Annotated in this window: 16 protein-coding genes and 3 pseudogenes; 11 read left to right on the top strand and 8 right to left on the bottom strand. The window is 42.3% G+C overall.

Annotated elements, in window-relative coordinates:
• Positions 1–326: 326 nt before the first annotated feature.
• The 3 genes and pseudogenes from V7P40_RS07645 to V7P40_RS01340 form a co-directional block, all read right to left on the bottom strand.
• Positions 327–546 (bottom strand): annotated as a pseudogene (locus tag V7P40_RS07645) (4Fe-4S dicluster domain-containing protein); the annotation flags it as partial.
• A gap of 16 nt (positions 547–562) precedes the next feature.
• Positions 563–1,130 (bottom strand): annotated as a pseudogene (locus V7P40_RS01335) (formate dehydrogenase); the annotation flags it as partial.
• 73 nt (positions 1,131–1,203) lie between these two features.
• Positions 1,204–3,462: an endonuclease MutS2 gene (locus tag V7P40_RS01340; protein WP_333784167.1), complete on the bottom strand. Its 2,259-nt coding sequence runs from the start codon at positions 3,460–3,462 to the stop codon at positions 1,204–1,206.
• A 42-nt stretch (positions 3,463–3,504) separates the two neighbouring features.
• Between V7P40_RS01340 and rgy the strand changes: the two genes are divergently transcribed.
• Positions 3,505–6,945: a reverse gyrase gene (gene rgy, locus V7P40_RS01345; protein ID WP_333784168.1), complete on the top strand. Its 3,441-nt coding sequence runs from the start codon at positions 3,505–3,507 to the stop codon at positions 6,943–6,945.
• Entirely contained in the window at positions 6,942–7,340 is a 399-nt protein-coding gene (locus V7P40_RS01350) for a hypothetical protein (RefSeq protein WP_333784169.1), read from the top strand. Before rgy ends, V7P40_RS01350 begins: the two co-directional genes overlap by 4 nt.
• Before the next feature lie 122 nt (positions 7,341–7,462).
• Here the strand turns inward: V7P40_RS01350 and folD are convergent, their stop codons facing one another.
• Together folD and cysS are read right to left on the bottom strand one after the other, a co-directional pair.
• Positions 7,463–8,335, bottom strand: a complete 873-nt coding sequence (gene folD / locus V7P40_RS01355; RefSeq protein ID WP_333784170.1) for a bifunctional methylenetetrahydrofolate dehydrogenase/methenyltetrahydrofolate cyclohydrolase FolD — start codon at positions 8,333–8,335, stop codon at positions 7,463–7,465.
• Positions 8,317–9,792, bottom strand: coding sequence for a cysteine--tRNA ligase (gene cysS, locus V7P40_RS01360; protein ID WP_333784171.1), 1,476 nt, complete (start codon positions 9,790–9,792; stop codon positions 8,317–8,319). Before cysS ends, folD begins: the two co-directional genes overlap by 19 nt.
• A 43-nt stretch (positions 9,793–9,835) precedes the next feature.
• Between cysS and V7P40_RS01365 the strand changes: the two genes are divergently transcribed.
• Genes V7P40_RS01365 through hfq form a run of 5 tightly spaced genes read left to right on the top strand, consistent with a single transcriptional unit; the run spans position 9,836 to position 13,203 of the window.
• Complete coding sequence (locus V7P40_RS01365; protein WP_333784172.1) at positions 9,836–10,555, top strand: spherulation-specific family 4 protein; 720 nt, start codon at positions 9,836–9,838, stop codon at positions 10,553–10,555.
• A 30-nt stretch (positions 10,556–10,585) separates the two neighbouring features.
• The gene (gene smpB / locus V7P40_RS01370; RefSeq protein ID WP_333784173.1) at positions 10,586–11,050 is read left to right on the top strand and encodes an SsrA-binding protein SmpB; all 465 of its coding nucleotides are present in this window, start codon (positions 10,586–10,588) and stop codon (positions 11,048–11,050) included.
• A 53-nt stretch (positions 11,051–11,103) separates the two neighbouring features.
• Entirely contained in the window at positions 11,104–11,973 is an 870-nt protein-coding gene (locus tag V7P40_RS01375) for a zinc metalloprotease HtpX (RefSeq protein WP_333784174.1), read from the top strand.
• The gene (locus V7P40_RS01380) at positions 11,973–12,971 is read left to right on the top strand and encodes an ADP-ribosylglycohydrolase family protein (protein WP_333784175.1); all 999 of its coding nucleotides are present in this window, start codon (positions 11,973–11,975) and stop codon (positions 12,969–12,971) included. The genes V7P40_RS01375 and V7P40_RS01380 overlap by 1 nt, the downstream gene beginning before the upstream one ends.
• Positions 12,961–13,203 carry an RNA chaperone Hfq gene (hfq, locus tag V7P40_RS01385; protein WP_333784176.1) on the top strand — a complete coding sequence of 81 codons (243 nt, stop codon included), beginning with the start codon at positions 12,961–12,963 and terminating at the stop codon, positions 13,201–13,203. Before V7P40_RS01380 ends, hfq begins: the two co-directional genes overlap by 11 nt.
• Before the next feature lie 15 nt (positions 13,204–13,218).
• Here the strand turns inward: hfq and V7P40_RS01390 are convergent, their stop codons facing one another.
• On the bottom strand, positions 13,219–13,551 hold the full coding sequence (locus tag V7P40_RS01390) for a (2Fe-2S) ferredoxin domain-containing protein (protein WP_333784177.1): 333 nt from the start codon (positions 13,549–13,551) through the stop codon (positions 13,219–13,221).
• Positions 13,552–13,689: 138 nt separating this feature from the next.
• On the opposite strand from V7P40_RS01390, the gene V7P40_RS01395 reads away from it, so the two are divergent.
• The 4 genes and pseudogenes from V7P40_RS01395 (at position 13,690) to V7P40_RS01410 (ending at position 15,462) form a co-directional block, all read left to right on the top strand.
• Positions 13,690–14,220: a flagellin gene (locus V7P40_RS01395; RefSeq protein WP_333784178.1), complete on the top strand. Its 531-nt coding sequence runs from the start codon at positions 13,690–13,692 to the stop codon at positions 14,218–14,220.
• A 114-nt stretch (positions 14,221–14,334) separates the two neighbouring features.
• Positions 14,335–14,856, top strand: a pseudogene (fliD, locus tag V7P40_RS01400) (flagellar filament capping protein FliD); the annotation flags it as partial.
• Entirely contained in the window at positions 14,853–15,263 is a 411-nt protein-coding gene (gene fliS / locus V7P40_RS01405) for a flagellar export chaperone FliS (RefSeq protein ID WP_333784179.1), read from the top strand. The pseudogene fliD and the gene fliS, both read left to right, overlap by 4 nt.
• Complete coding sequence (locus tag V7P40_RS01410) at positions 15,229–15,462, top strand: hypothetical protein (protein ID WP_333784180.1); 234 nt, start codon at positions 15,229–15,231, stop codon at positions 15,460–15,462. The genes fliS and V7P40_RS01410 overlap by 35 nt, the downstream gene beginning before the upstream one ends.
• Here V7P40_RS01410 and V7P40_RS01415 read toward each other — a convergent pair.
• Together V7P40_RS01415 and leuB are read right to left on the bottom strand one after the other, a co-directional pair.
• On the bottom strand, positions 15,449–16,939 hold the full coding sequence (locus tag V7P40_RS01415) for a hypothetical protein (protein WP_333784181.1): 1,491 nt from the start codon (positions 16,937–16,939) through the stop codon (positions 15,449–15,451). The two genes, V7P40_RS01410 and V7P40_RS01415, sit on opposite strands and share 14 nt — an antisense overlap.
• The gene (gene leuB / locus V7P40_RS01420; RefSeq protein WP_333784182.1) at positions 16,924–18,015 is read right to left on the bottom strand and encodes a 3-isopropylmalate dehydrogenase; all 1,092 of its coding nucleotides are present in this window, start codon (positions 18,013–18,015) and stop codon (positions 16,924–16,926) included. Before leuB ends, V7P40_RS01415 begins: the two co-directional genes overlap by 16 nt.
• Positions 18,016–18,061: the final 46 nt, after the last annotated feature.

The raw sequence follows: 18,061 nt of genomic DNA on the forward strand, positions 1-18,061 counted from the left end.
GAAAAGGCAAATTCCAACGAGCACTGCTCAAATGCTATATCCCTATGCCAATCGGTTATCATACCGCTGAGAGAACCCGGCACTCCTATGGTTCCCATATACACGTGCACTATAAAACCAGCACCTACCACTATGAAAGCAATCTCGTGCAAGATTATAGCCAACCTTGACCAGAAAGGAAAAGATAAAGAAAGGATAGGGCGACCAACCAGTGTATTACCCTTTCAAAGGCAGAGAACCTCTCAACTTCAAAGAGGAGAGATACTCGCTTCCTTGGGAAGTCCATACATCTCTGGCTTAAGCCTTTTCAAACCCTCTCTGCTTTAGCTGGGAAAAGTCTTCACACAGGCTGGCTCAAGCTCAGCAGAGACCCGATCCACACAGAAGTTACACTTCCAAGGCTTATTGTTAGGGACAACCAAAAAGACAGTATTTACAGCCTATGCACTTGGAATGGTCAAAATCCACTATACCATTCTGGTATTGAATTATTGCACCTGGGGATGGACAGGCCTTTAGGCATCCAGGGTCTCTACAGTGCATGCACTGATACTTTGTTATAAACCATAAACTTGGAGTAATTGGACCAATAGTTCATAGAGCCATCGTCCCAAGGTTTGGGAGTGTTTGCGTCTATGTAATCTTTTAGGGTTTGCTGTTCGGGTCTGGGGTGTCTTAGGTAACCGTGTAAGAACCTAATAGAACCTATTACCTGGGAGCCCCAACTGTGGTGGGTCCAACCTAAGGCATAAAGGTGGGTCATGGATTTGTCAGGCGCACCTGTCTCTGCTACGAGCTTTGCCACTTCCAAGAATTTCTCTTTTGGAACGCCGGTAGTCTTTTCCACTACCTCTGGTGTGTATCTTGAGTAGAACTGCTTTATTGGTGAAGTGCCTTAAATACTCTTCGTTATACTTTTTGTTTTGTAGCACGTAGTTTATCAGACCACCCATGAAGGCTATATCTGAACCTGGTCTTATTTGGACGAATATATCAGACACTGCAGCAGTCCTTGTGTATCTTACATCGTTCTTTATATCCTCCCAGGAGTTGGTCATTGCACCCCTGCCAAATCTTGTGGCCAAACTGGCCACCGTGGGTGCGTGTCATATTCGGGCCTGGGTCTCTAAGATAGAAATTTTCGAAGGATTAGCGAAGTGTATTTCAATATTAAGATTTTCTAATAGATTATCTTCATACGATTTATTTCTCAAGAAACACTATAGAAACTCCAGAGCCTCCTTCCCTTGGGTATCCTTCTCTGTAAAAGACTACATCCTCTGAATTTTTTAAAAACTCCTGCACAACCTTTTTTACTACTCCGGTTCCGTGAATTACTTTTACACTTTTAACTCCCATAGCCTTTGCCTCCTTCAAAAACATCTCCAACCTGTGCAAAGCTTCTTCCGTGCTTAAACCTGTAAGGTTTATTTCTGTGGGTAAAGCCTTTTTTATCTCAAAGCTATGCTCTTGAGTTTCTTGCTCAGCCGCGTAAGTTTTCTTTACCTTCTGCACATCCATCCAAGCTTTTACACCACCAAAGGATACGTGCAGTTTATCCTCCTTTACTTCTAACACCCTTCCTCTTGAACCCATAAATTCAACCCAATCGCCCACTCTTATTTCTTCCTTTTCTATTTTTTGGGTTATATCTTGGGTTTTTTCCCTAAGGAACTGCCTTATCCTTTGCCTGTCCCTCGCAGTTTTTAGTATTTCCTCCGCTTCCCTTTCTATTTGCCTGAGATACTCCAGCGCCTGAGACATACCTTCCTTGTATGCCTCTTCCTTTATCCTGCTCGCTTCTGACAGAACTGCCATATACTCGGCCTTCATCTTTTCCAGTTCCAAACTTGAACGCTCAAGCTCTTTGAGTTTTTCTTGATAGTCTCTTATTAGCTCTTCCAAGCTCTCTTTGGCTTTTGAAAACCTTTCAAACTCTGCGGGCATTTTTTGGCTGGCGTACTCCAGGACCTCCTCTGGTATGCCCAACCTCCTGGCAATTTCAAAGGCCATGCTGCTTCCTACAGAGTTGTAGAGTATGGTGTAGGTGGGTTTAAGAGACTCTCTGTCAAAGGATACACTTGCAGGTGTGTAATAATCTGACTCAATGGCGTAGAGCTTGACAGGAGTGTGGTGTGTGGTAGCAAAGACAAAGGCTGACCTTCTTTTAAGATACTCAAGCACACCTATGCTAAGGGCTGAGCCTTCAATAGGATCTGTTCCTGCGCCAAGCTCATCCAAGAGCACAAGCGTTTTCTTATTAACCAAAGGTAAGAATTCTACCAAGTTGGAGATGTGCGCAGAAAAAGTGGAAAGGTTCTGTTCTATGCTCTGCTCATCCCCTATGTCTGTGAATATACCCTCAAAAACGGGCAGTTCCCCGTCCTCTATAGGAATAGGCATAGCAAGTTGGAACATAAGACAGCACAGCCCCAAGGTCTTTAATGCTACCGTCTTACCACCCGTATTGGGACCAGTAAGTATTAACCCCCTTTTACCTTCTATCCTTATGTCTATAGGTACCACCTCTTCCTTAGTAAGAGCCAGAATGGGATGTCTTACGTTTTTGAGAACGATCCTATCCTCGGAAATTCTCGGAAATTTACCCTTTACCTCTTTGCTAAACTTTGCAAGGGCCTTTAGATAGTCCAACTTTAGCAGAGTGTTCAGAGCTTCCAGTAGCTTTGAACTAAACTCTCCTATGTACGAGGTTATTCTCCTTAATATCTTTTTTGTCTCTTCCTCTTCCTCTTCTTTTAAGACCACTAATTTGTTGTTGAGCTCTATCACGCTGTGGGGCTCTAAGTATGTGGTGTATCCGGAGGAAGAGGTGCCATGGACTATACCCACTATTTTGTTTATCTCTGTCGTTTTTACGGGCAGAACATAGCGATTGTTCCTTATGGTTATTATTCTGTCTGAAAATAGCCTCTCCGCATCTGGACGGTTTAGGATGTTTTCCAGACGTTTGGTAATCTCTCTTTCCATTTCCCTCACCTTAGACCTTATCTTTGAAAGTTCCTCGCTGGCGCTGTCTTTGACAAAGCCCCTTTGGTCTATAGAGCTCTCTATTAGGCTTTCTATCTGCGGAAATTGATGAAGGCTTCTTAGTATGCTACTAAGACTTTTCCGCACAGGCACATGGGAACCTAAGGTCTTTCTTGCTTCCTTTATTAACTTTATTACCTTGTAAATACTTAAAATCTCTTCTAAACTCAGCATTGCATCTTGCAAGGCAGCCTTTTTTACCTTAGCCTCCACATCGTCAAAGGGATAGATTTTTAAGTTCTCTTCCACGGCAATGAAATCTTCCACAAGCTGTATCTCCTGCCTTAAGGTTGATGGGTCCAGTATGGGTTTTAGGTTTTCCAGGAATCTCTCTGTAGCCTTTGAATTAAAGTAGGTTTTTATTCTCCCCAAAACTTTTTCTAATTCCAGATTAGCAAAATCTTTATCCCTCACGTAGAAAATTTTAGCTTAACTGGTATATATAATTAGTTAGTTATGATAAAAGCACTCTTCAGAGGACTGTGTCCCAATTGTGGTGGAGATGTATCTTCGGAAAGACTCGCAATGGGTCTTCCGTGTGAGAGATGTCTTCCAGTTGTGGAGGATGATCCTTGCAAAAGTATCAGAGATGGTTCATTGAAGAGTATATGCAATGTGGAAGAGGAACTTTTGGAGTGGATGGAGGAGTTTAAAAGGGGGCTTTCTGCAAGTCCGTGGGCTCTTCAGAAAACTTGGGCTAAAAGGGTGCTTGTTGGAAATTCTTTTGCCCTACTTGCTCCCACAGGTGTGGGTAAAACCTCCTTTGGCCTTTCTATGGTTTCATTTTTGGCAAAAAAAGGGAAAAAGTCTTACGTAATACTGCCCACAAGGCTTTTGGTTGAACAAACAGTGAGAAAGCTAAAAAGCTTTGGTGTTAAGAAAAGTGAAATACTCTCTTTTGGGGACGAGGGAAAAAAAGAAAAGGAAGAAAAGAGAAAAAAGCTTATGGAAGGGGATTTCTTAGTTTTGGTTACTACCTCTATGTTCCTTTACAAAAACTACGAAATCATACCTAAGGATTTTTCTTTTGTTTTTGTAGACGATGTGGATTCCTTTTTGAAAACTGCAAAAAACGTAGATAAAGCACTTTATACTTTGGGATTTACAAAAGAAGAGATAGATCAGGCATTGGAGCTTATAAGGTTGAAGGAAAAACCAAACAAGAGCGCAGAAGATTGGGAAAAAATCAAAAAACTCTCCCAACAGCTAAGAGATATATCCAACCAAAAGGGTGGAGTCCTTGTGGTTTCTTCTGCCACTTCCAATCCAAGGTCAAGCAGGATAAAGCTTTTTAGAGAGCTTCTTGGTTTTGAGGTGGGCACACCTACCTTTTACTTGAGAAACATAGTGGATGCTTACGAGGACATAAACGCTTTGCCTTTAGAGGAGTGGATAAAAAGGCTTGGAAAGGGTGGGCTTATCTTCGTACCTTCAGACAAAGGTAAAGAATACGTAGATGTGCTAAAGGAAGAGCTAAAATCCAAAGGCATATCTTCCCTAACTTACGAAGAGCTAAGCGAGGAAAACCTTAAGCTTTTTGAAAGTGGGAAGGTGCACGTGCTTATTGGTATAGCATCCTACAGAAATCCCTTAGCCCGTGGTTTTGACATGCCCCACGTGGTGAGGTATGCTCTATTCTACGGCGTGCCAAAGATAGTAGTTTCCTTAAAGTTTGAGTCTAATCTTTCCCATCTTTTATGGGCTTTGAGTTCCATAAGGTCCAGCATAGTTAAAAAGCTACCCCATCTTTCTAAAAAGCTTGACAGATGGCTTTCTCAACTGGGAAAGTATCAGTATCTTAGCGAAGAATTTATAAGCGATAAGCCCGAGCTAAAGGCTAAGATAGATAAGTTAAAGGCTGAGCTGGAGGAATTCTTCCGCTCAGAAGAGGTTTTAGCTGTTTTAGAGCAATCTGAGGATGTTAGTCTTAGGATAACAAAAGAAGGCTATCAGCTGGTGGTTTCGGATGTGACTGGCTATCTACAGGCAAGCGGAAGAACTTCTCGTATGTTTGCTGGTGGAATAAGCAAAGGCTTAAGTTTGGTCCTTGTGGACGACAGAAGAGCATTCAACCACCTTATTAAAAAGGTAAGATGGTTTAGTGAAGACATACAATTCGTTAGAGTAGAGGATGTAAACTTTGAGGAGCTAATCTCAGAAATAGAAAGGGACAGAGCTTTTATAAGAGAGTTTATAAATGGTGAGCGATTCTTCAACAACACTGACCTTTTAAAACCTGTCCTTATAGTGGTTGAGTCACCTAACAAAGCCCGCACGATCGCAAACTTTTTTGGAAAGGCGGTGCGTAGAAGAGTGGGAGGTCACGAAGTTTTAGAAACATCAACCGAAAGCTATTATCTGATGGTCACCGCTTCCTTAGGACACGTTTTGGACCTTAGCAGCGAAGGGGGATTTCACGGAGTGATCCTAAAAGACGGAGTGGAGCCTATCTACGAGGTGATCCAAGGAAAGAACGAATTGGTTGAAAGCCTAAGAAGGCTGGCTTTTGAAAGTCAAGAGGTGTTCATAGCAACGGACCCAGATGCGGAGGGGGAAAAAATAGGATGGGATATAGCCCAGCTATTAAAGCCTTTTGCAAAGAACATAAAGCGTATGGAATTTCACGAAATAACCAAAAAGGCTATAATCAAAGCTCTCAACGAACTGAGGGATGTGGACGAAGATAAGGTTAAGGCGCAGATAGTCAGGAGGGTTTCGGATCGATGGGTGGGCTTTGAGTTTTCACAAATGCTTTGGTCCGCTTTTGGTAAAAAATGGCTATCTGCGGGAAGGGTCCAAACGCCAGTCCTTGGCTGGATAATAGAGAGGGAGAAGGAATACAGGAAAAAAATCTACAAAGTATCAGTAAATTTAGGGGAAAAAGACAAAAAACTTACCATTGAATGGACCTTTGAAAACAAGCAATCCGCAAAGGAGTTTTTTGACAGCTTAGAGTACATAGAGATAATCTCCCTTTCTGAAAGAGAAGAGCTAAAGTATCCGCCACCGCCCTATAGAACTGACACCATGCTAAAAGATGCCAGCGACAGGTATAGGTTTTCTCTCCCAAAGACAATGGAGCTTGCCCAAACACTCTTTGAACTTGGTTTTATAACTTACCATAGGACAGATTCAGTGAGGGTTTCCGATTACGGAATTGCCTTAGCCAAAGAATACATCAAAGAGGAGTTTGGAGAGGAATACTTTAATCCAAGGGCTTGGGGAGAGGGCGGAGCCCACGAGTGTATAAGACCTACAAAGATGCTTGAGCCAGAAGAGCTAAGGTCTATGCAAGTGAGCGGACAGCTTGAAGGCATAACCGACCAGCACACACTCCTTTACGAGCTAATATTCAAAAGGTTCGTGGCAAGCCAGATGAAGCCGGTAAAAGTTAAGGTGAAGGAGATTCTAATAAAGGCAGGGAGTTTGGAGCAAAAAAGGGAAATTATAACGGAAGTGGTGGAAGAAGGTTGGAACAGGGTCCTTCCTTTGGAACTAAGTCCGTCCTTAGAGGGGGAATTGGACGTGAGAGAGCTAAAGCAGTTCAGAAAACAACCAAAAGCCTACCTTTACACCCATGGAGAACTTGTGCAAGAGATGAAAAACAGTGGCGTGGGAAGACCATCCACCTATGCAACGATAATATCCAAGCTAATTGAAAGGGGATACGTGATAGAGAGAAAGAACTTCTTGATACCTACAAGCTTGGGTAAGATGGTATATGAATATCTCAGCAAAGAGGAAAAAATTAAAAAGTTTCTCTCTGAGCAATTTACAAAGGAATTGGAGGAGCTTATGGATTTAGTTGCAGAGGGTAAAGCAGACTACCAAAATATCCTTGAAGACCTATATCAAGATATAATAAGTATTGAGCAAGAAGTGGAGGTAAGGCGATGATACTGCATCCCATGTTTTCTTATCCAGCTCTTCTTTTAGCCCTTGTAGTCTTTTCAATGTATATATTGGGAACTCTTTCAGGCAAAGAAAGTTTAAAAAGGTATGCCGTATACGGAAACTTAGTCCTTTTTTTTATCCTTCTTTTAGCGGTGTTTTTTGGTTTTAGAGTGTCAGAAGTTCCGTTGGTGGCATCAAAACTGCCTTTCCTTTGGGCTTTTCCTCACAAGTGGAACGGCATATTCTTAACAGTATTTTCCCTCATAACTTTGGCTTACTTTAAACTAAAAGGTGAAGGATCTAAAAAGGTAGGATTGATCTTATGTTTTATTGGTTTGTTCATGGTTTTGTTCCAACTTATAACCGGTTGGATGTTAAGGTTAGTCTTCTTCTCCTGAAATTTTAAAAATTTTGAGCTTTAAGGCTATTATTCTTTGATTGGCTTTGCCTTTTTCTGGTGGTTCCTTCACCGCAACTTCGTAGGTATCTTCTTCCAACTTCTTCCTGCTTTGCCCTTGGCTTAGCTTTTACCTTTATCAACATTTCTTTCATAGGCTCGTAGAGTATTCAAAAGCAAGGAGGTCACCGTCATCGGTCCCACGCCTCCTGGCACGGGAGTTATAGCATAGGCTTTGTTCTTAACCGATTCAAAATCCACGTCCCCTAAGATCTTGTCTCCCACCTTGCTTATACCCACATCCACCACTACAGCTCCTTCTTTTACCATATCTTCCTTTATAAGGTGTGGCACTCCCGTGGCGGATATTAATATGTCCGCTTCAAGGGTGTATTTTTTTATGTCTTTCGTATGTATATGGCAGACGCTAACTGTAGCATCCCTCCAGAGCATGAGCGCACTAAGTGGCCTCCCCACTATAAACCCCGCACCCACAATAACCACATCTTTTCCCTTTAAGTCTATTTGGTAGTGTTTTAAAAGAAGGTCTATACCCAAGGGAGTGCAAGGGATAAAGCCTCCTTCAATCCTTCCCAAGAGCCTGCCCATGTTTTCTGGATGAAATCCATCCACGTCCTTTTTTGGTGAAATTGCCAGGATTACATCTTCCATGGGTATGTGTTTTGGCAAAGGCAATTGCACTAAAACACCATCCACGTCTTCCCTTGCGTTTAGCTCTGCAATCAGTTCCAAAAGCTCACTGAGGTTAGTATTGTAAGGAAGGTGATAAAGCAAAGACTTTATTCCCACGCTTTCACACGCCTTTCTTTTATTCCTCACATACACCACACTTGGAGGATCGTCCCCTACGAGCACCACCGCCAAACAGGGCTGCCTTAAGCCTTTTGCTATGTAACTTTGTATTTCTTCTTTTATCTTCTGCCTTATGTTTTCTGAAAGCGATTTACCGTCTAAGATTATTGTTGAACCTTCCATTTTGTCCCTGCTGGAGTGTCTTCCAAAACCACGTTCAATTTTTTGAGTTCTTCTCTTATGTAGTCAGCCAACTCATACTGTTTTGTCTTTCTTGCCCTCTCTCTAACATCCACTAAAAGGCTTATAAGTCTTTCATCCACAAAAGGTTTTTCTTGCTCTGTTTCTACTTTCTGAACCTTTTGACATTCTGGATTTATACCTTCAAGTATTCCAAATATACCCTTTACGTGTTTTAGAATGGAGTCTACCGCATACTGATAGGCAGACAGTTCTTGTGTAGTTATGATCTTTCTTTCAAAGGCACTTTTCTTTATTTTATTCAGTTCCGAAACTAAGTTAAAAATTTGGGCTAAGCTTGCGGGTGTGTTGAAGTCTTCGCTTAATTCTTCAAAAAACTTCTCCTCAGCTTCCTTTACCTTTTCAAAGAGTGGATGAGGTGCTCCGGGAGCTTCCACAGTAGGAAGGCTTTTTAACAACTCCAGATCAAGAACTGCATCCCTTAGTCTCTCGTAAGCTTTCTTAGTTTCCTCCATCTTTTCCCAGGAAAAGTCCAAAGGACTTCTGTAGTGGGTAAAGAGAACTAAAAGTCTTAAAACATCCGGATGGTATTTAGAATAAACTTCCTTGAGGGTTATGTAATTTCCAAGGGACTTGGACATTTTTTGACCGCCTACGGTCACCAGTCCGTTGTGCATCCAGTATCTTGCAAAGGGCTTTCCCGTGCAAGCTTCCGCCTGAGCTATCTCGTTTTCGTGATGAGGAAAAACAAGGTCCAAACCTCCCGCGTGTATGTCTATGGTCTCGCCCAAGTGTTTGAATATCATAGCTACGCATTCGGTGTGCCAACCTGGTCTTCCGGGTCCCCAAGGAGAATCCCACGCAGGCTCTCCAGCCTTTGCGGACTTCCAAAGGGCAAAGTCCAAAGGATTTCTCTTTTTTTCGGAAGGTTCTATCCTAGCGCCTGCCTCAAGCTCCTCTGGATTTCTCTTTGAGAGCTTACCGTATTCGGGAAAGGCAGATACGGAAAAATAAACATCTCCGCCAGATTCGTAAGCATAGCCCTTTTCAATCAGCTTAGATATCACATCTATTATCTCCTTTATGTGCTCCGTTACCCTTGGTTCTACATCCGCCGGTTTCACACCGATGGCTTCCATATCTACGTAGTAGCTTGCTATGTATCTGTTGGATATGGTCATAAAGTCTGTGCATTCACTTTTTGCTCTGTTTATGATTTTATCATCCACATCGGTGAAGTTCCTGACAAACTTCACCCTATAACCAAGGTGCATCAAATATCTTCTGAACACATCAAAGACTATCAAACTCCTACCGTGTCCCACGTGAGAATCATCATAAACCGTCACACCGCAGGTGTATATCTTAACCTCAGGTGGATTTATAGGCACGAATTCCTCCAACTTACCGCTTAAGGTGTTGTATATTTTCAAGCCCATAGTTTTAGATTATAATAAAATTGCATTGTTAAACGCTCTTTTGGTGGCTTTAATTGTTCTATTTCTTAGTGCTTGTGGTGGTTCAGGAAACTCCGAGACTACATCCAGGGATATAAAAGCATACCTAATTCCTTTATACTCTTACCCAGTAGGTAGTTATCAGTCTGAGTGGGAAAGGCTTTACCAATTGAGGACCAGCAAAAGGGTGTTTGTAATAGTCAATGTTTCAAATGGTCCGGGCGAAGAGAAGGATCTGAACTTTGAGAATGCTATTAATCATTTAAAGTCCAAAGGTTATAAAGTTGTAGGATACATCGCAACATCTTATGGTGAAAAGGATATAAACCAAGTAAAATCAGAGATTGATAGTTGGCTGGAATTTTATGGAAACAAAATAGACGGCTTTTTTCTTGATGAAGTTTCTAATAGGCTTGATAAATACCAATACTACGAAAATATCTCCAGATATGTAAGAAGTAAAGACAAATTGATTATACTTAACCCGGGCACAAATACACCCTTAGAGTTTTTCAACCTTGCAGATAAGATAGTCGTGTTTGAAAACTCCACGTCTGCATTTTTCAGCTTTATATACGATGATTACAGAAGGACAAATCCGGAGAGAGTTTGCACGATAGTTTATGACGTAGCTTCAAGGGAAGAAGCTGAGAGAATAAAAGCAAAAAGCCTTGAAAATAACAGCCAGTGTGTGTATCTTTTGCAAGGGGATAGCTACTTCGTGCTAAGCCAATATATTGATTAGTATACTTGAAGCTGATTCAGGAGGTTAGAGTTGAAAAGGGCAGGAGAATTCACCGTAGCTTACAACAAAGAGGCAAAGGCGGAGTACGAGGTTATAGAAACCTACGAAGCAGGCATTGTGCTTGAGGGTTCAGAGGTAAAGGCTCTCAGAAACAAGCAGACGGTGTCCTTCAAAGACAGCTTTGTAAGAATAGAAAACGGAGAAGCTTGGCTTTACAACCTTTACATAGCTCCATACAGGTATGCTACCATAAAACCACCTGATCCTTTAAGGAAAAGAAAACTTTTACTGCACAAAAGAGAGATCCTTAAACTTTTTGGCAAGGTCCAGCAAAAAGGTTTTACCATAATACCCCTAAGGGTTTATTTCAAAAACGGGAAGGTAAAAGTGGAGATTGCATTGGCAAAGGGCAAAAAGACATACGACCGCAGGGAGGAGCTGAGGGAAAGGGAGATAAAAAGACAGATGGAGAGAGAGCTAAAGCGCTGGCGGTAAACTTTGGAATATATTTATAATTAAAAATCATCCTACTGTAGGAGGTAATAAGAATGGGATACATGATTAGAAGCGTGCTGTTGCTCGGTTTGCTAACCGGCATATTTCTGTTTGTTGGAAACTTGATAGCCGGCAAAGTTGGTATGACCATCGCCTTAATACTGGCTGGCATTATGAACTTTTTGGCTTATTGGTTTTCCGATAAGATCGTTTTGGCCATGTATGGTGCAAGGGAGATAAGCTACGAAGAAGCACCTTGGTTGCACGCCATGGTGGAGGAGCTTGCAAGAAGGGCAAACATACCAAAGCCTAAGATTTATCTGGTTCCCATGGAACAGCCAAACGCCTTTGCTACCGGAAGGGGTCCAAGCAAAGGTATAGTGGCTGTAACTTCTGGCATACTCAGATTGCTAGACAGAGACGAACTCAGAGGTGTCTTGGCTCACGAAATCGGACACATCAAAAACAGAGACGTGCTTGTGGCTACAATGGCTGCCACGATTGCTGGAGCCATCTCCTACTTGGTGAACATGCTTCAGTTTGCTTTGCTTTTTGGACACTCGAGGGACGAAGAGGGCAATCAAAATCCTCTATCAATACTGGGTAGCATTCTTCTTATAATCATAACCCCCATAATAGCTGCTCTAATTCAGATGGCAATCTCAAGGTCAAGGGAATATCTGGCAGACGAAACGGGCGCAAAGATAAGTGGAGACCCTCTGGCTTTGGCAAGGGCTTTGGAAAAAATACACTACTACGTTTATAACATCCCTGCAGAGGTCAATCAGGGAACAGCTCACCTCTTCATAGAAAATCCACTAAAAGGTGAAGGCATATGGGAGCTCTTTTCTACCCACCCGTCCACAGAAAAGAGGATAGAAAGACTGAAAGAGCTGGCAAGAAAAATGGGTAAATTGTACTGATGGACCTTGAGAGTAAGTTTATCGGCACCATTGTGGGTGCCGCTTTGGGAGATGCAATAGGAAAATCGGTAGAAGACTTAACTGAGGAAGAAGTATTAAGCTTTTACGGAGGACCAATAAAAGGGTTCGTAGATCCCCATCCCCAAAGTCCAGCTTACGGCTTTAAGCCCGAAGAAGTTTCGGATGAGACAACCATCAGCCTTTTGCTTCTTGAAAGCATAGTAGAAAGAAAGGGCATAGACCCCTATCATTTTTTTAGCAAGTTGGTAAAGTGGAGAAAGGAAGAACAAAGGCATCGCTATCCAGATCCAGCCCTTCTAACAGCCATAGACCTTCTTTCCTCTGGAATAAGCTTAGAAAAGGCCTGTTTTTACTCCTCTTCTGTAGAAGGTGTGCTAAGAAGCACAGTGGTAGGACTTTTCCACTTTTACAACCCCTACCTTTCCGCAGAGGGTGGAAGGCTGGTATGTATCATGACCCACAGAAGCAAAGAAGTTTACGACGTATCGGCTATGCTTCCAGCTCTTATTGCAAGTTTGGTAAGCGGAGAGTGGCATCTGGAGGAGCTAAAGCAAAGAATAAACCTTCTTTCCTTTCTGCAAGAGTTTGCCAAGTATGAAAATAGCAAAAAAGACATAGAGCGTGTGAAAGACCTTTTGCAAGAGCATGCTTCTTTGAACGATGCTATAGTAGCCCTTGGCAACTCTACCTACGTTTTGGAAGCCTTTCCCCTTTCTTTGTTTATCTTTTTAAGCAATTTAGACGATCCCCAAAAGGCATTTTTTGAGAGTGTGAATTCTTACGGAAAATTTGGAGGAGACACGGATTCCATAGGCTACTTGGTAGGTTCATACATAGGAGCTTACTTTGGTGTGGAAGCCTTTGACTGGGAACTTGTTGAAAAATTGGAGAACTCAGATTATTATATTTCTTTAACTAAGAGGTTTTTTGAAATAACACAAGAGAGCAAAGATAGGAGGACGCCCTATGTCTTATAAGCTACAAGAGTCCTTTCTGAACACAACAAGAAAAAGAAGGGTAAAGGTGACCGTGTATCTCATCAACGGAGTGCGTATCCAGGGCAGAGTAAAATCCTTTGATACCTTTACAATCCTTATAGAAGATGGAAGACAGCAAACTTTAGTTTACAAACATGCTATAAGCACAATAGTGCCTTCAGAACATATTCAGATTGAATTTGAAGAGGAAGGTGTGCCCGGGCAGGCTTAAATGCCCGGCTCTGTTTTAAAACATTCCCGGAGGTTTTCCTTTAGAGACTACCAACCTTTCCACCACCTCCCCGTTTTTGATGTGCTTTTCTATTATCTCATCCACATCCTCTGGTCTTACTCCTCCATACCACACACCTTCTGGATAAACCACCACCACAGGTCCCACTCCACAGGCATTTAAACAACCCGTGGGTGTTATCATGCAACTCATAAAAAGTTCTGGGTCCATCTGCTGTTTTTCCATAAACCTTTGCAAAACTTCTCTGCTTTGTCTGTCTGAACAGGAGCCCATAGGATGACCCGGGGGTCTTTGCTGGACGCATACGAACACGTGCTTAAACTCCATGCTCTACCTCCTTAAAAAGAGTTTATCCATATTGTAAGCCTTAATGAGCTTTTTGCTCTATGAGTAAAATCATCACTTAAAAATTTTTCATTAAGTTCCGATTTTAAAAAACAGAAAACCTTAAAGGAGGTGTTAGCCATGAGGATCAACTTTAACTACGAAGCTTCCTCAACCTACACCTCATACCTTGTGAACCAAAGGGAGATGGGTAAGTCTCTCCTCAGGATATCCACGGGTATGAGGATTTTGGAAGCTGCAGATGACGCAGCAGGGCTGTTCATAGCAGACCAGCTGTCCATTGTTGCTGTCGGTCTGGAAGAGGGTAACAGAAACATCAGAACCGGTATATCTGCCTTCAAAATTGCAGAAAACTCTGCAGGTCAGATCTTTGAAAGGCTAAGAGGCATCTATTCAAGGGCCACAAGGGCAGCCAACGACATCAACGACCCCAACGCAAGGGCTTCTCTACAGCAGGAGATAGCAAACCTCAGGGACGCCATTCAAAAGATAGCAACAGACACAGAATACAACGGCATAAAGCTCCTTGACGGCACATTCAAAGATAAGTACATTCACTACGGAGCAAGGATGGATCAAGTAGTTACAGTATCAATAGCAGACATAAGGGCCCAAACGGAACGTGGGGGCTTGATTATATCAACCCTATAGGAACCACTACTTTTAGCACTCCTTCAAACACCTTGGAAAACGTCATAACTGGCTTGACTATAAACTTAAAGAATACTGGAAGTGCTACGATAACTATATAAGGAAGATTACTCAAAGGTGAAGAGCTTCTTTTCAGACTTTGTCAGTAAATACAACGCAGTGGCAAAGCAAGTAAACGAGATGACGGACAAAGACAAGGGGCTCTTCCAGGGTGATCAGATAATAACAGGGGTTAAAAACTCCTTGGCAAACATGTTGGACCCTCTGTTCAAATACGGTATAGTCTCTTACAACGAAGATGGAACGCTTACCTTTAACGGCTCTGCTGTGGATACGCTGGCTTCTAACAAACCCCAAGAGCTAAAGACGCTTATAGAAGGTTTAAAAATAAGGTATGGTACCTATTTGGAGCAAACGAGAACGGATTTTCAATCCTTCATCAACGACTATCAGTCCCGTATAGATAGCATAAACAGTAATATGGCTAAATTTCAGGAACAGTTGAGTGAGGAAGAGCAGAGATTAAAGCGTGAGTTTTCCAAGGTAGAAGTTTTTATAAACCAAGCGCAGGATATCATGGAAAGAATGAGAATCTTTATAGTGTCCTTATCTGAAATGCGAGGAGGTAAAAAATGATCAATAACCCTTACCTTGAAAACATGGTGATGAACGCAAACCCAGTGCGCCTTGTCATAATGCTTTACGATAAGGCTATTTCTTCCCTTGAAGAAGCCCTTGAGTTGATGGAAAACCCTTCAGAGGACTTTGATTTGAAAGAGAGAAAATACAAAACCATGGGCAAGGCCTTAGAGATAATAAACGTGCTGGACGCTTCTTTGGATATGGAAAAAGGAGGAGAGATAGCAAAGAACCTAAGGGATATATACACTGTCTTGATGGATGAGCTAACGTCCCAAATGTTCAAAGAAGATTCTGAAAAGCTAAGGAAAATAACAAACATACTCAAGAGCTTAAGGGAAGCTTGGGAAGAGGTAGAAAGAATAAACTATGGAAAAGGCCAAAAGGTTGCTCCTGGAATGTGAATTGGCTCTAAAAGAAAAGCAAATAGACACAGCTCTCGAAAAGCTTCAGGAGTTTTCCGATCTTCCAATGAACAACTTAACCAAAGAACAAGCTGAAGAATTGTTGAGGCTTATAGAACACACGATAAAGGTAGCCGAGGATTACAGAAACTCCTTAGCTCAAGCCCTTGTAAATTTAAAGAGATTTAAAGGAGTCTAAACTCCAGTTCGTATAGGTCCCCTTTATTCTGCACCGGAATGGTGCCCACTCTTCCTGTAAGAACAAAAACCCTTCCGTCCTTTGTGCTAACCACTGCCTGAATAGCTTCCAAAAACTCACTTCCCCTAACTGTCTTTGAGAACACAAGACTTTTTTTCCTTTCTCCAACGATCACAAGCTCCCCTCTGGAAAACTTTAGAATGTCCAGAATTTTAAGCACGTTCCCCCCAGTATTTTTTGGTACCAAAGTAAGCCTAAAGTTCATCAAGCTAAATAAAGCAGGTTTTGGATGGAAAATAACCCTGTCCTTTATATCTTCAACTATTTCTGCATAGGCATAGGAACCATCAAAGCTGTCTTCCGACGCATAGATTTCCGAATCGCCTTCAAAAACCTTTAGCCTTCCGCTGCTATCTACGAAAATTAAGTAGTTGCCATAGTATATGGCAGAGTCTATCTTAAAACCCCTCGGCGCTAAGAAGATGCCCCTTTCCTGGAGTTTGTTCCCTTCCAAACTCAACCGTATAACATTGCCAAACTTCACCTTTGAATCAAATCTTTGTCCTAAAAAGGTCTCCTTAGGTTTTGATTTGTCCAAAACACCCATTATGTATGGCACATCCTTTAGCACAGGCACCAGAACCCCACCTACCATCCGAAGTATTACAGAGCTTGCCCTTGTTCCAGAGACCATATTTACGATTATGTAATCCTTCTTTTCATCTGCTATAGGTGCCACCACTACGGATACGGGTACTCCCGCAGGTAAAGAGTAAGACGCTTTTAAAACTATGTCATTTCTAACAATTTCGTACACCTCTACCCTTCCGGAAAAGAGAACTACCAAGTAATCCCTTCCATCCCCAACCACATCTCCCACATCCGCAGAGATGGGTAAGCTCGGAAGCTGTTTCACAAACTTTCCTTTGACCAAGATATTTATGTCTTCTAAACTTGCCCTTGGTATTCCCACTGTGGGTTTTTCAAAGAAAGCTACGGCAGAGCCTTTAAACTCCACTCCATAGCCCCTTTCAAATTCTTTTACCGTATAGGCGCAGCCTTTACCCTTTTCCACTTTTGGAAAGACAGAGCTCAATAAAAAGTATCCTTCTTCAGACCCCTCGTAGCAAAGGCTTTTTATCTCAACCTTTACCCTATCACCGGGCTTTAAGCCTTTACCTTCCACCAACTTTCCCACGGAAAAATTATCTTTCACCTCCTCCACCACTATCTTACCAATTCTTTCTAACTCTTTACCGAAGGACTGTTTTGTGATAGGATGGATGATCTCTTCTCCTTCCCTAAGGACTGTCAGCTCTTCCTTTTCTCTAAGGTTTTTTATATCCACCCAAACTCTATCCCCCTCCACCTTTATAACGTAACCTTCCCTCTCAAAAAAGGCTTTTAGCTTTTCTTTCAGCTCGTCCGAAAAGCCAAGGGAGAGAAAAAATAGAAAGATAGTTATAATTCTTGCCATACTTCCTCCAAAGACTTTATTATAGCATCAGTCATTTGCTGGGTACCAACCTTTAGACAACCCTCTGAGTATATGTCTGGTGTTCTGTAGCCTTTTTCAAGGGTTTTTTCCACAGCCTTCTCTACGGCTTGAGCTTCCTTTTCCAGATTAAAAGAATACCTTAACATCATGGCAACGGAAAGTATGGTAGCTATGGGGTTGGCTATGCCTTTACCCGCAATGTCTGGAGCGGAGCCGTGCACTGGCTCGTAAAGGGCATACCTTTCTCCAAGGCTCGCCGAGGGCAGCATGCCCAAGCTTCCGGTTATTACCGCCGCCTCGTCTGAGAGTATGTCTCCAAAGATGTTTCCTGTAACGATCACATCAAAGGAAGAGGGCCTTCTGACTATTTGCATGGCGCAGTTATCTACGTAAAGGTGTTCCAGCTCCACCTCCGGATAGTTTTTACTCTCCTCTTCCACAATCTCTTTCCAAAGCCCGCTAACCTCAAGCACGTTGGACTTGTCCACGCTGGTTAGCTTCTTTCTTCTTTTCATTGCTACCTCAAAGGCTTTCTTTACAACTCTCCTTATCTCATCTTCCGTATATCTCATGGTGTTTATGCCAACGCGCTTGCCGTTTTCTATAAAGATCCCCCTTGGCTCTCCGTAATACACATCTCCGGTCAGTTCCCTAATTACGATAAAGTCAGTTCCTCTTGCAGTTTCCTCTTTTAAGGGAGACGCTTGAATTAGAGGCTCATAAACCTTTGCAGGTCTTAAGTTTGCGTAAAGGTCCAAAGCCTTTCTTATTTGCAGTAATCCTTTCTCCGGTCTTTTGGATGTGGGCAGGTCATCCCACTTGGGACCACCCACCGCTCCAAGAAGCACCGCATCCGCCTGCAAACATAGGTCCAAAGTTTCCTTTGGAAGAGGCTCACCCTTTTGGTCAATGGCTATGCCACCAATTAGACCCTCTTCCAACTCAAAGCTGTGTCCGGAGAGCTTTTCCACATGCCTTAGCACTTTTATTGCAGAATCTACGATCTCTGGACCTATTCCATCCCCTTTTAAAACTGCTATTTTATATATTCCCATGAGGGAAAGAATTATAATATATCCTTGTGAATTTAGAGAAGATCTT

It is taken from the genome of Thermocrinis sp. (genome assembly GCF_036781485.1).
GTDB lineage: Bacteria > Aquificota > Aquificia > Aquificales > Aquificaceae > Thermocrinis.